The following is a 15,314-nucleotide window of genomic DNA, read 5'->3' on the forward strand; positions in this document are numbered from 1 at the left end:
GGGGCTACGATATAATCGGGAAATGCTCAAACAACGAACAATCAAACAGCTGGTGCGCACGACAGGTGTCGGCCTGCACTCGGGCACCAAGGTCGAACTGACCCTGCGCCCGGCCGCAGTCGACACGGGCATCGTGTTCCGCCGCGTCGACCTCGACCCCGTCGTCGAGTTTCCGTCGAACGCGGAAATCGTCGGCGACACCCGCATGGCGTCGGTCCTGATCCAGGAAAATGCGCGCGTTTCGACCGTCGAGCACCTGATGTCGGCCTGCGCCGGCCTCGGCATCGATAACCTGTATGTCGACGTCACCGCCGAAGAAATCCCCATCATGGACGGCTCGGCGTCGTCCTTCGTCTTCCTGCTGCAGCAGGCCGGCGTGCAGGAACAGGGCGCGGCCAAGAAATTCATCCGCGTGCTCGAGCCCGTCGAAGTGCGCCAGGGCAGCGGCAACAACGAGAAGTGGGCCCGCCTGAGCCCGTACGACGGCTTCAAGCTCGACTTCTTCATCGAATTCAACCACCCGGCCGTGGACGGCACCATGCAGCGCGCAGTCGTCGACTTCGGCAAGGTCTCCTACGTGCACGACGTGGCGCGCGCGCGTACCTTCGGCTTCATGCAGGACGTCGAAAGCCTGCGCGGCATGGGCCTGGCGCGCGGCGGTTCGCTGGAAAACGCGATCGTGATGGACGAGTACCGCATCCTGAACGCGGACGGCCTGCGCTACGAAGACGAGTTCGTGCGCCACAAGATCCTCGACGCGATCGGCGACCTCTACCTGGTCGGCTCCCCGCTGCTGGCCAGCTACGAAGCGCACAAGTCCGGCCACGGCCTGAACAACCTGCTGCTGCGCGAGCTGCTGGCGCATCCGGAAGCCTACGAGATCGTCACCTTCGACGAGGAAGGGCGGGCACCGGTGTCGTATGGCGCGCAGATGGAGCGGGAGTGGGCGCTGACCTGAGCGCTTGAACAGCGTCGTTCCCGGCCTGGCCGGGACGACCTTACTTGGCTTTCCTTTTCTCCGCCAAGCGCCTGATCGCCGCAATCAGCGGCGCATTCTGGGGCGATTCCGGCAACGCATCCCCCAGCTCCTCGAACGCCTGTACCGCCGTCGGCGGCAGTTCCAGCGACGACGGCTTCATGACCTCCTCCCGGGCAGGCAGCGCGCGTCCGACCTGGATCTTGATCCGCACCGAGTCCACCTGCCAGCCTTTCTTTTGCAGCGCCGCCTGCAGCTTGGGCGCCTGCTGCTTGAGCTTGGCGGCCACGGCCGAGGAGGGCACCGCAAGGGTCAGCACGCCTTCCTGCAGCGACATCACCTCGCAGCCGGCGTACATCGGCGGCAGGATCAGCCGCACCTCCTTCTGCAGGCTGGCCATGCGGGTTGCCGCCGGCAACAGGCTGGCCAGGCGGTCGCTGCGGCGCAGGAAGTCGGTCGCATCGATCGAGGTGCGGCGCACGCGCGTACCATAAATATGGAAGGGGGGCTGTTTGGGCGGCTGCATGGCCGGAACATACCACAGCCGGGGCGCGTCCGACAGAAACGATTGGAAATGTGCGATCGAGTGCAATTTGATAACATTCTTTGTCCGCCTGCACTTGTGATGCGCCCGTTCACCCCCAAGTGTGGCCGGATCGCATGATAAAATCGGTGGCTTTTTGCCATAGGCGGTCTTCGGCGGATATTATTTTGATATCATCCATGGCTTTTTCGCGGCGTACTTTTTAAGAACACAGCATGTCATTCCTGACCAAGATTTTCGGCAGCCGTAACCAACGACTGCTTAAGCAATACCAAAAAACCGTGCGCGACATCAATGCGCTCGAGCCGCAGATGGAAAAGCTGTCGGATGCCGAACTCCAGGCCAAGACCCCCGAATTCAAGGAGCGGATCGCCGGCGGCGCCTCCCTCGACGATATCCTGCCCGAAGCGTTTGCCGTCTGCCGCGAAGCCGCCAAGCGCGTGATGAAGATGCGCCACTTCGACGTGCAGCTGATCGGCGGCATGGTCCTCCACTACGGCAAGATCGCCGAGATGGGCACGGGCGAAGGCAAGACCCTGATGGCAACCCTGCCGGTCTACCTGAATGCGCTGTCCGGCAAGGGCGTGCACGTGGTGACCGTCAACGATTACCTGGCACAGCGCGACGCCGAGCAGATGGGCCGCCTGTACGGCTGGTTGGGTTTGACGACCGGCGTGAATCTGTCGCAGATGGATCACGACAGCAAGCAGAAGGCCTACGGTTCCGACATCACCTACGGCACCAACAACGAATACGGCTTCGACTACCTGCGCGACAACATGGTCTACGAGGCGCGCGAACGCGTGCAGCGCGGCCTGAACTTCGCCGTGGTCGACGAGGTCGACTCGATCCTGATCGACGAGGCCCGCACCCCGCTGATCATTTCCGGCCAGGCCGAGAACCACACCGACCTGTACCACAAGATCAACGAACTGCCGCCGATGCTGACGCTGCAGATCGGCGAAGAGACCCCGGACGGCAAGGGCCAGGTCGAAGTCCCGGGCGACTACACCAAGGACGAGAAGGCGCACACCGTGCTGCTGACCGAGGCCGGCCACGAGAAGGCAGAAGCCATCCTGACCAAGATGGGCCTGCTGCCGGAAGGCGCCTCGCTGTACGACGCCGCCAACATCACCCTGATCCACCACCTGTACGCCGCCCTGCGCGCGCACGTGCTGTACCACAAGGACCAGCACTACGTGGTGCAGAACGGCGAAGTGGTGATCGTCGACGAATTCACCGGCCGCATGATGACGGGCCGCCGCTGGTCCGACGGCCTGCACCAGGCCGTCGAAGCCAAGGAAGGCGTGCGCATCCAGAACGAGAACCAGACCCTGGCCTCGATCACCTTCCAGAACTACTTCCGCATGTACACCAAGCTGTCCGGCATGACCGGTACCGCCGACACGGAAGCCTACGAATTCCAGGAGATCTACGGCCTCGAGACCGTGGTCGTCCCGCCGAACAGGCCGTCGCAGCGCAAGGACCGCCAGGACCAGGTGTACAAGTCGGCCGAGGAAAAATACGGCGCGATGGTCACCGACATCCGCGATTGCCACGAGCGCGGCCAGCCGGTGCTGGTCGGCACCACCTCGATCGAGAACTCGGAACTGCTGTCCGGGATCCTGACGAAGAACGGCCTGCCGCACAACGTGCTGAACGCGAAGCAGCACGCCCGCGAGGCGGAAATCATCGCCCAGGCCGGCCGTCCGAAGATGATCACCATCGCCACCAACATGGCCGGCCGCGGTACCGACATCGTCCTCGGCGGCAACGTCGAGAAGCAGATCCAGTTCATCGAAGCCGACGAGTCGCTGTCGCCGCAGCAGAAGCTTGAGCAGTCGCAAAAGCTGCGTGACGAATGGCAGTCGCTGCACGACCACGTGGTGGCGCAGGGCGGCCTGCACATCATCGGTACCGAGCGCCACGAGTCGCGCCGGGTCGACAACCAGCTGCGCGGCCGTTCGGGCCGCCAGGGCGACCCGGGTTCCTCGCGCTTCTACCTGTCGCTCGACGATCCGCTCCTGCGCATCTTCGCCGGCGACCGCGTGCGCGCGATCATGGACCGCCTGAAGATGCCGGAAGGCGAACCGATCGAGGCCGGCATCGTGACCCGCTCGATCGAATCGGCCCAGCGCAAGGTCGAGGCCCGCAACTTCGACATCCGCAAGCAGCTGCTCGAATACGACGACGTCGCCAACGACCAGCGCAAGGTGATCTACACCCAGCGTAACGAACTGCTGGAAGCGGCCGACATCTCCGAGCTGATTTCTTCGCTGCGCGTGGGCGTGTTCACCGACGTGGTGCGCACCTACGTGCCGGCCGAGTCGGTCGAAGAGCAGTGGGATATCGCACAGCTGGCGCGCGTGCTGGCCGACGAATGGGCGCTGGAGGTGCCGCTGGCGCAGATGCTGGAGGACGAGCCGAACCTGAACGACGACGACATCCTCGAGCGCGTGCTGGCCGCCGCCGACGAGTCGTACAACAGCAAGGTGGCGATCGTCGGCAAGGAGGCGTTCGGCGGCTTCGAGCGCAACGTCATGCTGCAGAACATCGACACCCACTGGCGCGAGCACCTGGCGGCGCTGGACCACCTGCGCCAGGGTATCCACCTGCGCGGCTACGCCCAGAAGAACCCGAAGCAGGAATACAAGCGCGAAGCCTTCGAGCTGTTCGGCGCCATGCTGGACCAGATCAAGAACGAAGTGATCCGCACCATCATGACCGTGCGTATCCAGACCCGCGAGGAAGTCGAGGCGGCCGAGGCGGCGATGCAGGCGGCCGCGGCGCACCTGGAGAACGTCAACTACCAGCATGCCGACTTCGACCCGTCGGCCGCGCCGGAAGAACTGATGGCGCCGCAGGCGGTGACCGCCGGCACCACCGCGGTGAGCGACGATCCGGCCACCACCTACATGGGCATGAAGGTCGGCCGCAACGACCCGTGCCCTTGCGGCAGCGGCAAGAAGTTCAAGGCTTGCCACGGCAAGCTGGCGTAATCGCACGATTGCAGCAAAAGGAAAGGCTCCCCGCGGGGAGCCTTTTTATTCGCCTATCCGTGTAATGAGATCAGCGCGACGCAGCCAGCGCTCTGCGTAGCCACCCCAGCATCGCATCGCTGATTCCCGGTCCCATGCGCAGCACCGGTTCGGTGGTGATTGCGGCACGGAAGGCATCGATGTCCCGGCTGTCGGTGCCGACCATGTCGTGGAACAGCGCCATCCACTGGCGCGCCAATTCGTGGGCCTGCGGCCCGGCGGCGTCCGGGTCGGCCTGCATGCCGGCGCGAACCTTGTCGATCAGCCCAGTCCATTCGTGGCCGCGCGTCGCGTGGTGGCGCCGCATGCGCGCAATGACAATCGGACGCAGGTGCTTGCTCCAGGTGTCGTACTTCAGCTCCGCGGTCGCCTGGAAAACATAGTTCATCACGGGGCCCGGGATGCCGACCGCGTCCTGCTCTCGCCGGGCCATGACGTTCAGCTTTGCGGCCAGATCCGGGTCACCGGCGGTGTCGCGCTCGAAAGCCTGCAACCAGCGCAGGGCGAAGGCCTTGGCCGCTTCGGATTCGGGAGCAACCTGCGACTGCATCAGTCCCGCGGCCTGTTCGACGAGCGCCGCCCATTGCGCCTTGACGGCATCGTCCCGGTATATCGGGAGCTTCTCCAGTTCCTCGCGGCTAAAGTATTTTTCGTACACGTTCATCATGTCCATCGTCTGCCCCAGTGTAGTCAACCAAGTGGACAATTCCGGCGTGGCGCCTCCCGCGAGCTCTCCGCGCAGGCGCAGCAACTGCTCGCGCATCCGCTTCGTCTCGTGGATCTGCTGCTCGAGCGCGGCGATCTGCCGCTCGACCACGGCCAGCGGGCTGCCCGCCGGGCTGTCCAGGTAAAGGCCGATGTCGGCCAGGCTCATGCCGAACGAACGCAGGGCCTGGATCTGGTGCAGGCGTGCCACGTCGTCGCGGTCGTAGAGCCGGTAGCCGGCATCGGAACGCGCGGAAGGCTGGAGCAGCCCGATGCTGTCGTAATGGTGCAGCGTGCGTACCGTCAGGTCGGCAAGCGCAGCGAGTTCCCCTACTTTCAGCATCGAGCGGCTCCTTTCTTCAGCGTGGCGCCAGGTTCAGGCCTGACGCGGCGTGAGGGTCAAGCGCTTTTCTGCTCGATTCGCCGCAGCTCACTCGGGGACGGCACGGCGGAACTGCTTTTCCTCGTGCCACAGGGTGACGAACAGGGTCATCACGACCGGGCCGACGAACAGGCCGATCAGGCCCAGGGTCTCGACCCCGCCCAGGATGCCCAGCAGGACGGCCAGGAAGGGCAGCTTGGTGGCGTTGCCGATGATGGTGGGGCGCACGAAATGGTCGGCCACGAACAGCACGACCATGCCCAGGGCGAAGATGGCGGCGGCGGCGGCGGTATTGCCCTGGTAGACCAGCAGGGCGGCGACGGCGCCGAAGGCCAGCGGCGCGCCGAAGGGGATGATGGCCAGCACGCCGGTGGCGGCCGCCCATAGCACCGCCGAGGGCACGCCGGCGAACTGGTAGCCGATCCCGAGCAGGACGCCCTCGGCCAGGCCGACCAGCACCAGGCCGTTGACGGTGGCGCGCACCGCGGTCGGCACCTTCAGGGAATACAGGGTCCAGCGCCGCGCGCCGATCAGGTGGGAGCCGATCGCGTCGGTCTGGTCCTGCAGCGCCCGGCCATCCTTGTAGAAGAAGAACAGGCAGAGAAAGGCGAAGGCGATGTCGACCAGGCGGTGCATGACGCCGCTGCCGACCCGCTTCAGCACTTCGCTGGCCGACTGCATGCGGCCCACCGAACCGTCCTCCAGCAGGTGCGCCAGGCCGTGCGGCTGGCCCAGCGTCGCCAGCCACCAGTTGTAGATGGCGTCCCCGACCAGCGGAATCCGGTGCAGCCATTCCGGGGCGGCCAGGCCCTCGGTGTTGGCGCTGGCGACCAGCTGGGCCAGCGCCGGCGCCTGGCGCGCAGCCTGGGCCAGGCCCAGCGCCAGCGGCGTGATGAACACCGTCGCGGCGAGGATCGTGACCAGGGCCGCGGACAGGATTTCGCGCTTGCCCGTCAGGCTCAGCGCGCGCCGGTACAGCGGCCAGGTGGCGATGCACAGGATCGCCGCCCACAGCAGGGGCAGCACGAAGTGCTGGGTCACGAACAGGGCGAACAGGATGATCGCCAGCGAAAAACAGACGCTCAGGGCGCTGCGTTGGGTTTCGGTCATGTGTCCGATTATAACGGTGCGGCGCCCGATGCCGGCCGCTGGCGGTACAATATCGGATTCGACAATCTTTCACTTTGAGAACGCCATGGCCGTCAATTCCCCTCTGCCCGTCGCCGCTGAACTGAAGCCTGTGAATGGCCTCGACATCGGTTTTGCCGAAGCCGGCATCAAGAAGCCGAACCGCAAGGACGTGCTGCTGATGACACTTGCCGAAGGCGCCAGCGTGTCCGGCGTGTTCACCAAGAACCGCTTCTGCGCCGCGCCGGTGCAGGTGAGCAAGGCCAATCTGGCGGCCGTATCAAGCGGCGGCAAACCGATCCGCGCGCTGGTGGTCAACACCGGCAACGCCAACGCCGCCACCGGCGAGCCGGGCCTGGCGAATGCCAAGGCGACCTGCGATGAAGTGGCGCGCCTGCTCGGCATCGACGCCCAGCAGGTGCTGCCGTTCTCGACCGGCGTGATCCTGGAACAGCTGCCGGTGCAGAAAATCGTCGCCGCGCTGCCGGCCGCCGTCGCGAACCTGAAGCAGGACAACTGGTTCAATGCGGCCGAAGCCATCATGACCACCGACACCCAGCCGAAGGCGGCCTCGCTGACCACCACCATCGGCGGCCACAGCGTCACCTTCACCGGCATCAGCAAGGGCGCCGGCATGATCAAGCCGAACATGGCGACCATGCTGGGCTACGTGGCCTTCGATGCCAAGGTCGCCCAGCCGGTGCTGGATGAACTGGTGCGCTACGCGGCCGACCGTTCGTTCAACTGCATCACCATCGACGGCGACACCTCGACCAACGACTCCTTCATCCTGATGGCGACGGGCGCAGGCGCGCTGACGGTCGATTCGACCGACAGCCCGGACTACATCGCGCTGCGCGACGCCGTCACCGGCATCTCGACCCACCTGGCCCAGCAGATCATCCGCGACGGCGAAGGCGCGACCAAGTTCATCACCATCTCGGTGGAGCAGGGCCGCGACATGGAGGAGTGCCGCAAGATCGCTTATTCCATCGCCCACTCGCCGCTGGTGAAGACCGCGTTTTTCGCGTCGGACCCGAACCTGGGCCGCATCCTGGCCGCGATCGGCTATGCCGGCGTGGACGACCTCGATACCACCAAGCTCGATCTCTACCTGGATGATGTGCTGGTGGCGAAGGCCGGCGGCCGCAACCCGGAGTACAAGGAAGAGGACGGCCAGCGCGTGATGAAGAAGGCGGAGATCCTGGTGCGTGTGGAACTGGGGCGCGGCGATGCCAATGCCACGGTCTGGACCTGCGACCTGTCGCACGACTACGTCTCGATCAATGCCGATTACCGTTCCTGACGCGGGCTCAGTTAATATCCTATGAACCAGCTAGACCAGTTCCTGCACCGCGCCGAAAACCTGCTCGCCAGGCTGGAGGCGATGCTGCCCCCAAGCGTGCCCCGCGAGCCCGAGTGGGCGCGCAGCTTCGCCTTCCGCTGGCGCAAGCGTCCCGGCGCGGGTAGCGGCGGCCAGAAATACCTGCAGCCGGTGCTGCACGCATCGAACATTTCCTTGGACGACCTGCAGCACGTCGGCCGCCAGAAGGAGCAGATCGAACAGAACACCCGCCAGTTCGTCGAGCGCCGCCCGGCCAACAACGTGCTGCTGACCGGCGCGCGCGGCACCGGCAAGTCGTCCCTGATCAAGGCCTGCCTGAACGGCTTTGCCGACCAGGGCCTGCGCCTGATCGAGGTCGACAAGGCCGACCTGGCCGACCTGCCGGACATCGTCGACCTCGTGGCTGGCCGTCCGGAGCGCTTCGTGATCTTCTGCGACGACCTCAGTTTCGAAGAGGGCGAGGCCGGCTACAAGGCGCTGAAGGTGGCGCTGGACGGCAGCGTGGCGGCGCAGTCGGACAACGTGCTGATTTACGCGACCTCGAACCGGCGCCACCTGATGCCGGAAAAAATGTCGGACAACGCCGGCTACAGCCACGGCGACGACGGCGACCTGCATCCCGGCGAGACGGTCGAGGAAAAGATCTCGCTGTCCGAGCGCTTCGGCCTGTGGCTGTCCTTCTATCCGTTCAAGCAGGACGACTACCTGGACATCGTCGGCCACTGGCTCGCCAGCTTCGGCTGCACGCCGCAGCAGATCGAGGCGGCGCGTCCGGAAGCATTGCGCTGGGCGCTGCAGCGCGGCTCGCGTTCGGGCCGGGTGGCCTGGCAGTTCGCCAAGGACTTTGCCGGCAAGCTGGAAGGCCAGCCGAATGCCTGAAGCAGTGAAGAAACCGATCGACGTCGCGGTCGGCATCCTGATGCGCCCCAACGGCGACGTGCTGCTCGGCCAGCGCCCCGACGGCAAACCCTATGCCGGCTACTGGGAATTCCCGGGCGGGAAGGTCGAGCCGGGCGAGGACATCTTCCACGCCCTGCAGCGCGAGTTCGTCGAGGAACTGGGCGTGCATGTCGTCAGCGCCGAGCCCTGGTGCTGCGTCGAGCATGTGTATGAGCACGCCCACGTGCGCCTGTACTTCTACATCAGCCGCGAATGGCAGGGCGAGCCGCAAAGCCTGGAAGGGCAGGCCTTCGCATGGCAGGGCGGATACTCCGTCAGCCCGCTGCTGCCGGCCACCATTCCGCTGCTGGGGTGGCTGGACAAGCTGCGCTATCCTGCCTGAGTGCGCATTGCCAGGCATGCAAGTATCTGTCAGCCGCGTAAGCATTTGTAAAGCAGGTCAACAGTCAGTCAAGAGGCTGCGTTTTACGAGCAAGTGATACGTAACAACGTGCACATCGACCAATAAAACAGCTGAGGACCTTCATCATGAAAAAAACCATTACCGCCGTGATCGCTGGCCTGTTCGCCACCGCAGCATTTGCCCAGGCGCCGGCCCCGGCCGCCCCGAAGACGTCGAAGCCGGCCGCCAAGCAAGCCGTACTTGTCGACAATGCCGACCTGAAGGCATCCAAAGCCGACACCAAGGCGGTACATGTGGATGCACAGGCAGCGCAGACCGACGCGAAAAAAGCGCATGAGGATGCCAAGGCGGCCAAAACACATGCCAAGGATGCGAAGACGAGCGCCAAGCATGCGAAGAGCAAGGCCAAGCATGTCGCGAAAACCGACATGGTGAAGGACAAGCAGGACACCGCTGCCGCGACGCCGGCGTCGAGCGCCCCTGTGGCACCGGAGGCGGCACCGGCTCCGGCGCCGGCCGATACCCCGGCTCCGGCTGCAGCGACGACGCCGGCACCGGACGTTGCGCCGGCTCCCGCCACCACCCCGGCACCTGCCGCGCCGGTCACCCAGTAAGACTGCCGTTTCGATTCCGGCGAAGCCCGCGCGATGCGGGCTGTTTGTCGTGGTGTCCTCCGCCTGCTAGCCAGGCTGGAGCAGGCGCTGGCCAAGGCCAGCGAGGAAGGACCCTGGAAAAATGGTGCGGCAGCCACAAGGAGATGTTCAGCTTCGTCCGCGCGGTCACCAGGCGCAGCCCGAAGGGCAGGGCCCTGCACGCCCTGGTCGCGGTAGCCTGCTACCTGTGCGGCGCGGCCAGGGAAGCCAATAAGTTGCTGGACGCCCTGCGCGGCGAAATCCACGTCCTGCCCTGGGCCTGGATCGCCGAAGGCCCGCGCGAGCGCAGCGACCCCGGTTTCGTGCACGACCGCATCAGGCGCGAGCTGGCGCGCACCTGAGCCCGTCGCGGCGGCTCAGCCCTTGGCCATGCGCGCCAGGTGTTCGGGGTAGCGCGCGCCCTGCACCGTGATCTTCGATGCCGCCTGGTCGATGCCGGCCAGGTCTTCCGGTGTCAGTTCGAGCGCAGCGGCGCCGATGTTTTCTTCGAGGCGGACCAGCTTGGTAGTGCCCGGAATCGGCACGATCCACGGCTTTTGCGCCAGCAGCCAGGCCAGCGCCACCTGGGCCGGCGTTGCGCCTTTCTGCGCCGCGACCTGGCCCAGCAGGTCGACCAGGGCCTGGTTCGCCTTCCTCGCATCAGACGTGAAGCGTGGCAGGCTGTTGCGGAAGTCCGAGCTGTCGAATTGCGTGTTCTCGTCCATCTTCCCGGTCAGGAAACCACGCCCGAGCGGGCTGAACGGTACAAAGCCGATGCCGAGTTCTTCCAGCAGCGGCAGGATCTCCGCCTCCGGCTCGCGGGTCCACAGCGAGTATTCGCTTTGCAGCGCAGTGACCGGCTGCACCGCATGCGCGCGGCGGATCGTGTCGGCACCGGCTTCGGACAGGCCGAAGTGTTTGACCTTGCCTTCCTTGATGAGCTGGCCGACGGTGCCGGCCACGTCCTCGATCGGCACGTTCGGATCGACGCGGTGCTGGTAGAGCAGGTCGATGGTGTCCGTCTTGAGGCGCTTGAGCGAGGCTTCGGTCACCGCGCGGATGTGTTCGGGACGGCTGTCCAGGCCGCTCCAGCGCGGCCCGCCGTTCGGATCGGGCGCGAAGCCGAACTTGGTCGCGATCACGACCCGGTCGCGCAGCGGCGCCAGCGCCTCGCCGACCAGTTCCTCGTTGTTGAAAGGGCCGTAGACTTCGGCGGTATCGAAAAACGTGACGCCGCGCTCGACCGCGTCGCGCAGCAGCTTGAGCATGGCCTGCCGGTCCGGCGCCTTGCCGTAGGCGTGGGTCATGCCCATGCAGCCCAGGCCGAGGGCCGAGACTTCCAGGCTTCCTAATTGACGTTTCTGCATCGCTGGGCTCCTGACAAAGTGAACAAGGACTATAGCAGCCCGTTTACTTTGGCGTCGGCAGCGATTCAGGCATGCAGGATGCGGCCGCCGGCAAAGGCCCAGTTTTCCCAGCCAGTCTCCTTGAACACCACCATCATGTTCTCCGGATCCAGCCCGGCCGTGCGCAAACGGTCGACCAGCTCGGCCAGCAGCTTTTTCTTGACCTTGACGCTGCGCCCGACCGACCACAGGATTTCGATCAGCACGAAGTCATCAGTGCGCGCGCCGGCGACGTCGGGATAGCCTGGGTCGAAACGAAAGTCGTCGGCATCGAGCTCCAGCACGCGCTGGAACTTGTCGGTGTCGGGCACGCCGGTCGAGACCAGGCAGGCGTGCACGGCGTCGAGCACCATCGCCTTGAATTCAGGGCTTTTCGGTTTGCGGACGGTAAGGGTGACGAGCGGCATTACTGCTCCGCCAGCGGATCGTCCTGGGCGTCGCCAGGTGTGGCGCCCGGGATCGTGTATTTTTCCTCGGCCCAGGCGCCGAGGTCGATTTGCTTGCAGCGTTCGGAGCAGAATGGGCGGAATGTATTCGCCGGCGTCCATTCGACCTTCTTGCCGCAGGTAGGACAGGAAACGACAGTCATGACGAGATTCAGAAGTTGCAGAGGGTGAGTTCGAATGGTACATCGTCTTCGAGCGGCTTGGGTTTCAGGTCCCCGCCCTGGCTCGTGAAGCGCACCCACAGCATGTACTTGTTGGCCGAGATTTCCGGAATCGCGCCCAGGCTCTCGTCGATCGACAGGCGCAGCATCTGGTAGACCTTCCCCTGCAGCATCTGCTGGTAGCTGCCGCTTGCTGCGATCAGCTTGACCGGGCCGCCGGAGTCGCGCAGCAGGCGCAGCACCAGGGACAGGGCGTCGAACAGCGGCGCCAGCGGCGCGAACCAGGCCGAGATGTCGGCGTGGCGCTGTTCGGCGGAGCGCTGCTGCCAGGCGTAGTAGGAGGGCAGGTCGAATTCGCAGGCGCCGCCTGGCATCACGGTGCGGCCGCGGATGCTCATCAGCCATTCGTTGTCGCGCACGTTCTGGCCGGTCTTGCCCTGGGCGTTGCCGAGGGCATTGCTGACCGTGTCCAGCTCGGCCAGCACGGCGTCCAGCGCAGCGGCGGCGACCGCCGGATTGCTGCGGTAGCTCAGCAGGCTTTGCTTCTGGCGTTCGAGTTCCTGCAGCAGGTCGGACTTGAGGTCGGCGCGGCCTGCCACTTCCAGCATGTCGAAGATCGTCGCGAGCGCGACGTGGTGCTGCAGAGGATGCTCCTGGTTCACAAAGAATTTGAATTTCTCGTACAGGTCCTCGAGCCGCAACAACGTGCGAATCCGCTCGTTGAATGGGTATTCGTAGACGATCAAAGTGGCATTCCTCTCGGCGTAGGCTGGCGCAACCACGTGATTCTGAACCATCGTGGGCAAAATTACAAACGCTCGTTCGGAACGCCCACCAATCTTGCCGCTTCGGCAAGATAAAACGCGTGCAGGCGATCTACCTGCGGCACCAGCGTGTCGAGGCCGTCGTCGTTGAGGATGATGTCGTCGGCAGCAAGCCGGCGCTGCGCCCGCGTGACCTGGGCCGCCATGATGGCGCGCACCTGGGCTTCCGGCAGGCCGTTTCTCGTCATCACCCGCGCCACCTGCACCTCTTCCGGGCAGTCGATCGCCAGCACCCGCACCACGCGTTCGCGCCAGGTGCCGGACTCGATCAGCAGCGGCACCACGAAGATCACGTAGGGGCCGGTAGCCAGCAGGGCGGCGGCGGCGGTGGCTTCGCGGATGCGCGGGTGCAGGATGCCTTCCAGGCGAGAACGCGCGCCGGGGTCGGCAAACACCAGGGCGCGCATCTTCGCGCGGTCGAGGGCGCCGTCCGGCGTGGCGAAGGCGGCCCCGAACTCCTCGACCAGAGCCGGCATGGCCGCGCCATGCGGGGCGGTGAGCGAGTGGGCGATCTGGTCGGTATCGATGACCGAGGCGCCGCGCGCGGCGAACAGGTCGGCGACGGTGGTCTTGCCGCAGCCGATCCCGCCGGTCAGGCCGACGTCGAAGCGCGGCATGCCGCGCGTGGAGTCCTGTTTATCCATTCAAGGCTGCGCCAGCCCCATCGCGAGGCGGGTGAGTTCGGGTCCGTAGAAGAGAGCGATCATACCAGCCCCCGCCAGGTAGGGACCGAAGGGGATGTGCTCGCCCTTCTTGTGCCTGCCGACCACGATCATGGTCACGCCGATGGCCGCGCCGACGAAGGACGACAGCACGATGATCGCGGGCAGCATCTTCCAGCCGAACCAGGCGCCGAGCGCGGCCAGCAGCTTGAAGTCGCCGTCGCCCATGCCGATATGGCCGCGCACCAGTTCGTAGGTGCGGGCCACCGCCCACAGGAACAGGTAGCCGCCGGCGGCCCCCAGCACCGCCTCGCGCAGCGGCACGAAATTGCCGTCCAGGTTGACCAGCAGGCCGAGCCACAGCAGCGGATAGGTAAGGTCGTCCGGCAACTCCTTGTGGTCGATGTCGATCAGCGTCATCGCGGTCAGGAGATAGGTGAAGACCAGCGTCGCCAGGCCGGTCCAGCCGCTGCCGAAATGCCAGACCAGCAGCCCGGACAGGATGCCGCTGACCGCCTCGACGATCGGATAGCGGGCCGAGATCGGCGCCTTGCAGGCGCTGCATTTGCCGCGCAGGGCCAGCCAGCTGACGATCGGGATGTTCTCCAGCGCCGTGATCTGGTGGCCGCAGTGCGGGCAGGCCGAGCGTGGCACCATCAGGTTATAGCGCTCCGGGAAGGGCAGCGGCTTGCCGTCCTTTTCCGCGATGTAGTTGTCGATTTCGCGCTGGCGCATGATCGGCAGGCGGTGCACGACCACGTTCAGAAAGCTGCCGATCAGCAGGCCGAAGATGGCGGCCGCGATGGCCGGGATCAGGCTGGCGGGGGCGGCGAAGAGGAGGGTGTCCGGTTGCATGGCAGGCATTGAATAGGTTGATTCCGTGAATCAACCTATTCTAGGGGGTTTTCGCTGCTTTGGGAGGCTGTCTGCACGTTGGCCTTTCGAATGCGAGCCCTGCCAGTCCCCTTAGCTCGGCGTACCGATCCCGGTCGCCACCGCTGCGGGCGCTGAATGCCCGGGGATTCGGGATAGCAGTTCGAGGAAGTCCTGGCTGGAGCTCCCGATGTGGGTCAGCATGTAACGGGCAGCCTCCTCCGCCTTGCCGGCGGTGATCGCCGCCACGACTTGGCCGTGTTGCTCGTAGGATGTGCGGATGCGGCCGGGCTCCTGGAAAACCGTACTGCGGTAGATCTTGGTGCGTCGGCGGAGGGTCAGGATCTGGTCGGTCAGGTAGGTGTTGAGCGACGCCGCATAGATCAGGGCGTGCAGTTCCTGGTTGTACCGCTCGTAGCCGCCAACATCTTCGGCCTCCGCAAGCGCCCGTGCATTCGCATGCAGTAAGGTCAAGGCTTCACGCTGCGCGGTCGTGATGCGGCGTGTGGCCAGCTTGACGCAAGCCGCTTCCATCTCCGCCAGCACCTCCAGCATCGACAGCAGCTCCTGTGGCGACACCCGCGACACATACGTGCCCGAGCGCGGCACGATCGTAATCAGGCCAAGCGAGGCCAATTGCAGGATGGCAGTGCGCACCGGCGTGCGCGACACCTGGAAGCGGTCCATCAGCTCACTTTCATCCAGCGGCTCGCCCGGCAGCCGTGTGCCGTTGCTAATTTCAATTTCCAGCTCACGCCGCACTCGTTGTGCGGCACCTTCGCGAAGCAGGGGCATCGTGATCTCACTGACAGCATGTGGAATAAAGAGTGAATCATAGCATGGCCGTATATCAATTTGATTTTGTCAAACTTTTATATAAGCAATCTGA

17 protein-coding genes are annotated in these 15,314 nt (G+C 65.2%); 7 read left to right on the plus strand and 10 right to left on the minus strand.

Features of this window, described 5'->3' with window-relative positions; genetic code table 11:
* Positions 1-22 precede the first annotated feature (22 nt).
* Positions 23-958: a UDP-3-O-acyl-N-acetylglucosamine deacetylase gene (gene lpxC / locus ACI48D_RS10010; protein ID WP_435571072.1), complete on the plus strand. Its 936-nt coding sequence runs from the start codon at positions 23-25 to the stop codon at positions 956-958.
* Between the two features lie 40 nt (positions 959-998).
* On the opposite strand, the gene ACI48D_RS10015 is transcribed toward lpxC, so the two are convergent.
* Positions 999-1,502 (minus strand): DciA family protein, encoded by a 504-nt coding sequence (locus tag ACI48D_RS10015; protein ID WP_435571073.1) that lies wholly within the window; start codon positions 1,500-1,502, stop codon positions 999-1,001.
* A 233-nt stretch (positions 1,503-1,735) separates the two neighbouring features.
* Here ACI48D_RS10015 and secA point away from each other — a divergent pair, with 233 nt between their 5' ends.
* Positions 1,736-4,519, plus strand: coding sequence for a preprotein translocase subunit SecA (gene secA, locus ACI48D_RS10020; RefSeq protein WP_435571074.1), 2,784 nt, complete (start codon positions 1,736-1,738; stop codon positions 4,517-4,519).
* A gap of 70 nt (positions 4,520-4,589) precedes the next feature.
* Here secA and ACI48D_RS10025 read toward each other — a convergent pair whose 3' ends face one another.
* Positions 4,590-5,606, minus strand: coding sequence for a MerR family transcriptional regulator (locus ACI48D_RS10025; RefSeq protein WP_435571075.1), 1,017 nt, complete (start codon positions 5,604-5,606; stop codon positions 4,590-4,592).
* Positions 5,607-5,693: 87 nt separating this feature from the next.
* A complete protein-coding gene (locus tag ACI48D_RS10030) occupies positions 5,694-6,755 on the minus strand; it encodes an AI-2E family transporter (protein WP_435571076.1) in 1,062 nt (353 codons plus the stop codon).
* Positions 6,756-6,840: 85 nt separating this feature from the next.
* Here ACI48D_RS10030 and argJ point away from each other — a divergent pair, with 85 nt between their 5' ends.
* The 5 genes from argJ (at position 6,841) to ACI48D_RS10055 (ending at position 10,415) form a co-directional block, all read left to right on the plus strand.
* Entirely contained in the window at positions 6,841-8,079 is a 1,239-nt protein-coding gene (gene argJ, locus ACI48D_RS10035; protein WP_435571077.1) for a bifunctional glutamate N-acetyltransferase/amino-acid acetyltransferase ArgJ, read from the plus strand.
* 21 nt (positions 8,080-8,100) lie between these two features.
* Positions 8,101-8,997: an ATP-binding protein gene (locus ACI48D_RS10040; protein ID WP_435571078.1), complete on the plus strand. Its 897-nt coding sequence runs from the start codon at positions 8,101-8,103 to the stop codon at positions 8,995-8,997.
* The gene (locus tag ACI48D_RS10045) at positions 8,990-9,400 is read left to right on the plus strand and encodes an NUDIX domain-containing protein (RefSeq protein WP_435571079.1); all 411 of its coding nucleotides are present in this window, start codon (positions 8,990-8,992) and stop codon (positions 9,398-9,400) included. Before ACI48D_RS10040 ends, ACI48D_RS10045 begins: the two co-directional genes overlap by 8 nt.
* Before the next feature lie 146 nt (positions 9,401-9,546).
* The gene (locus ACI48D_RS10050; protein WP_435571080.1) at positions 9,547-10,035 is read left to right on the plus strand and encodes a hypothetical protein; all 489 of its coding nucleotides are present in this window, start codon (positions 9,547-9,549) and stop codon (positions 10,033-10,035) included.
* Positions 10,036-10,178: 143 nt separating this feature from the next.
* On the plus strand, positions 10,179-10,415 hold the full coding sequence (locus ACI48D_RS10055) for a hypothetical protein (RefSeq protein WP_435571081.1): 237 nt from the start codon (positions 10,179-10,181) through the stop codon (positions 10,413-10,415).
* A gap of 15 nt (positions 10,416-10,430) precedes the next feature.
* Here ACI48D_RS10055 and ACI48D_RS10060 read toward each other — a convergent pair whose 3' ends face one another.
* The 7 genes from ACI48D_RS10060 to ACI48D_RS10090 form a co-directional block, all read right to left on the minus strand.
* Positions 10,431-11,420: an aldo/keto reductase gene (locus tag ACI48D_RS10060; RefSeq protein WP_435571082.1), complete on the minus strand. Its 990-nt coding sequence runs from the start codon at positions 11,418-11,420 to the stop codon at positions 10,431-10,433.
* A gap of 65 nt (positions 11,421-11,485) precedes the next feature.
* Positions 11,486-11,866, minus strand: a complete 381-nt coding sequence (locus tag ACI48D_RS10065) for a tautomerase family protein (protein ID WP_435571083.1) — start codon at positions 11,864-11,866, stop codon at positions 11,486-11,488.
* Positions 11,866-12,048 carry a DNA gyrase inhibitor YacG gene (gene yacG, locus ACI48D_RS10070; RefSeq protein WP_435571084.1) on the minus strand — a complete coding sequence of 61 codons (183 nt, stop codon included), beginning with the start codon at positions 12,046-12,048 and terminating at the stop codon, positions 11,866-11,868. The genes ACI48D_RS10065 and yacG overlap by 1 nt, the downstream gene beginning before the upstream one ends.
* An 8-nt stretch (positions 12,049-12,056) precedes the next feature.
* Complete coding sequence (zapD, locus tag ACI48D_RS10075; protein WP_435571085.1) at positions 12,057-12,812, minus strand: cell division protein ZapD; 756 nt, start codon at positions 12,810-12,812, stop codon at positions 12,057-12,059.
* 62 nt (positions 12,813-12,874) lie between these two features.
* Positions 12,875-13,534 (minus strand): dephospho-CoA kinase, encoded by a 660-nt coding sequence (coaE, locus tag ACI48D_RS10080; protein WP_435571086.1) that lies wholly within the window; start codon positions 13,532-13,534, stop codon positions 12,875-12,877.
* Positions 13,535-14,407 (minus strand): prepilin peptidase, encoded by an 873-nt coding sequence (locus tag ACI48D_RS10085; RefSeq protein WP_435571087.1) that lies wholly within the window; start codon positions 14,405-14,407, stop codon positions 13,535-13,537.
* Positions 14,408-14,518: 111 nt separating this feature from the next.
* Positions 14,519-15,220: a GntR family transcriptional regulator gene (locus ACI48D_RS10090; protein WP_435571088.1), complete on the minus strand. Its 702-nt coding sequence runs from the start codon at positions 15,218-15,220 to the stop codon at positions 14,519-14,521.
* Positions 15,221-15,314: the final 94 nt, after the last annotated feature.

Source organism: Massilia sp. LXY-6 (assembly GCF_051233485.1).
Lineage (GTDB): Bacteria > Pseudomonadota > Gammaproteobacteria > Burkholderiales > Burkholderiaceae_D > Telluria.

Bases quoted from the DNA above. Each gene is read 5' to 3' on its own strand.
- lpxC (WP_435571072.1), top strand. From the start codon at position 23: ATGCTCAAACAACGAACAATCAAACAGCTGGTGCGCACGACAGGTGTC.
- ACI48D_RS10015 (WP_435571073.1), bottom strand. From the start codon at position 1,502: ATGCAGCCGCCCAAACAGCCCCCCTTCCATATTTATGGTACGCGCGTG.
- secA (WP_435571074.1), top strand. From the start codon at position 1,736: ATGTCATTCCTGACCAAGATTTTCGGCAGCCGTAACCAACGACTGCTT.
- ACI48D_RS10025 (WP_435571075.1), bottom strand. From the start codon at position 5,606: ATGCTGAAAGTAGGGGAACTCGCTGCGCTTGCCGACCTGACGGTACGC.
- ACI48D_RS10030 (WP_435571076.1), bottom strand. From the start codon at position 6,755: ATGACCGAAACCCAACGCAGCGCCCTGAGCGTCTGTTTTTCGCTGGCG.
- argJ (WP_435571077.1), top strand. From the start codon at position 6,841: ATGGCCGTCAATTCCCCTCTGCCCGTCGCCGCTGAACTGAAGCCTGTG.
- ACI48D_RS10040 (WP_435571078.1), top strand. From the start codon at position 8,101: ATGAACCAGCTAGACCAGTTCCTGCACCGCGCCGAAAACCTGCTCGCC.
- ACI48D_RS10045 (WP_435571079.1), top strand. From the start codon at position 8,990: ATGCCTGAAGCAGTGAAGAAACCGATCGACGTCGCGGTCGGCATCCTG.
- ACI48D_RS10050 (WP_435571080.1), top strand. From the start codon at position 9,547: ATGAAAAAAACCATTACCGCCGTGATCGCTGGCCTGTTCGCCACCGCA.
- ACI48D_RS10055 (WP_435571081.1), top strand. From the start codon at position 10,179: ATGTTCAGCTTCGTCCGCGCGGTCACCAGGCGCAGCCCGAAGGGCAGG.
- ACI48D_RS10060 (WP_435571082.1), bottom strand. From the start codon at position 11,420: ATGCAGAAACGTCAATTAGGAAGCCTGGAAGTCTCGGCCCTCGGCCTG.
- ACI48D_RS10065 (WP_435571083.1), bottom strand. From the start codon at position 11,866: ATGCCGCTCGTCACCCTTACCGTCCGCAAACCGAAAAGCCCTGAATTC.
- yacG (WP_435571084.1), bottom strand. From the start codon at position 12,048: ATGACTGTCGTTTCCTGTCCTACCTGCGGCAAGAAGGTCGAATGGACG.
- coaE (WP_435571086.1), bottom strand. From the start codon at position 13,534: ATGGATAAACAGGACTCCACGCGCGGCATGCCGCGCTTCGACGTCGGC.
- ACI48D_RS10085 (WP_435571087.1), bottom strand. From the start codon at position 14,407: ATGCAACCGGACACCCTCCTCTTCGCCGCCCCCGCCAGCCTGATCCCG.
- ACI48D_RS10090 (WP_435571088.1), bottom strand. From the start codon at position 15,220: ATGCCCCTGCTTCGCGAAGGTGCCGCACAACGAGTGCGGCGTGAGCTG.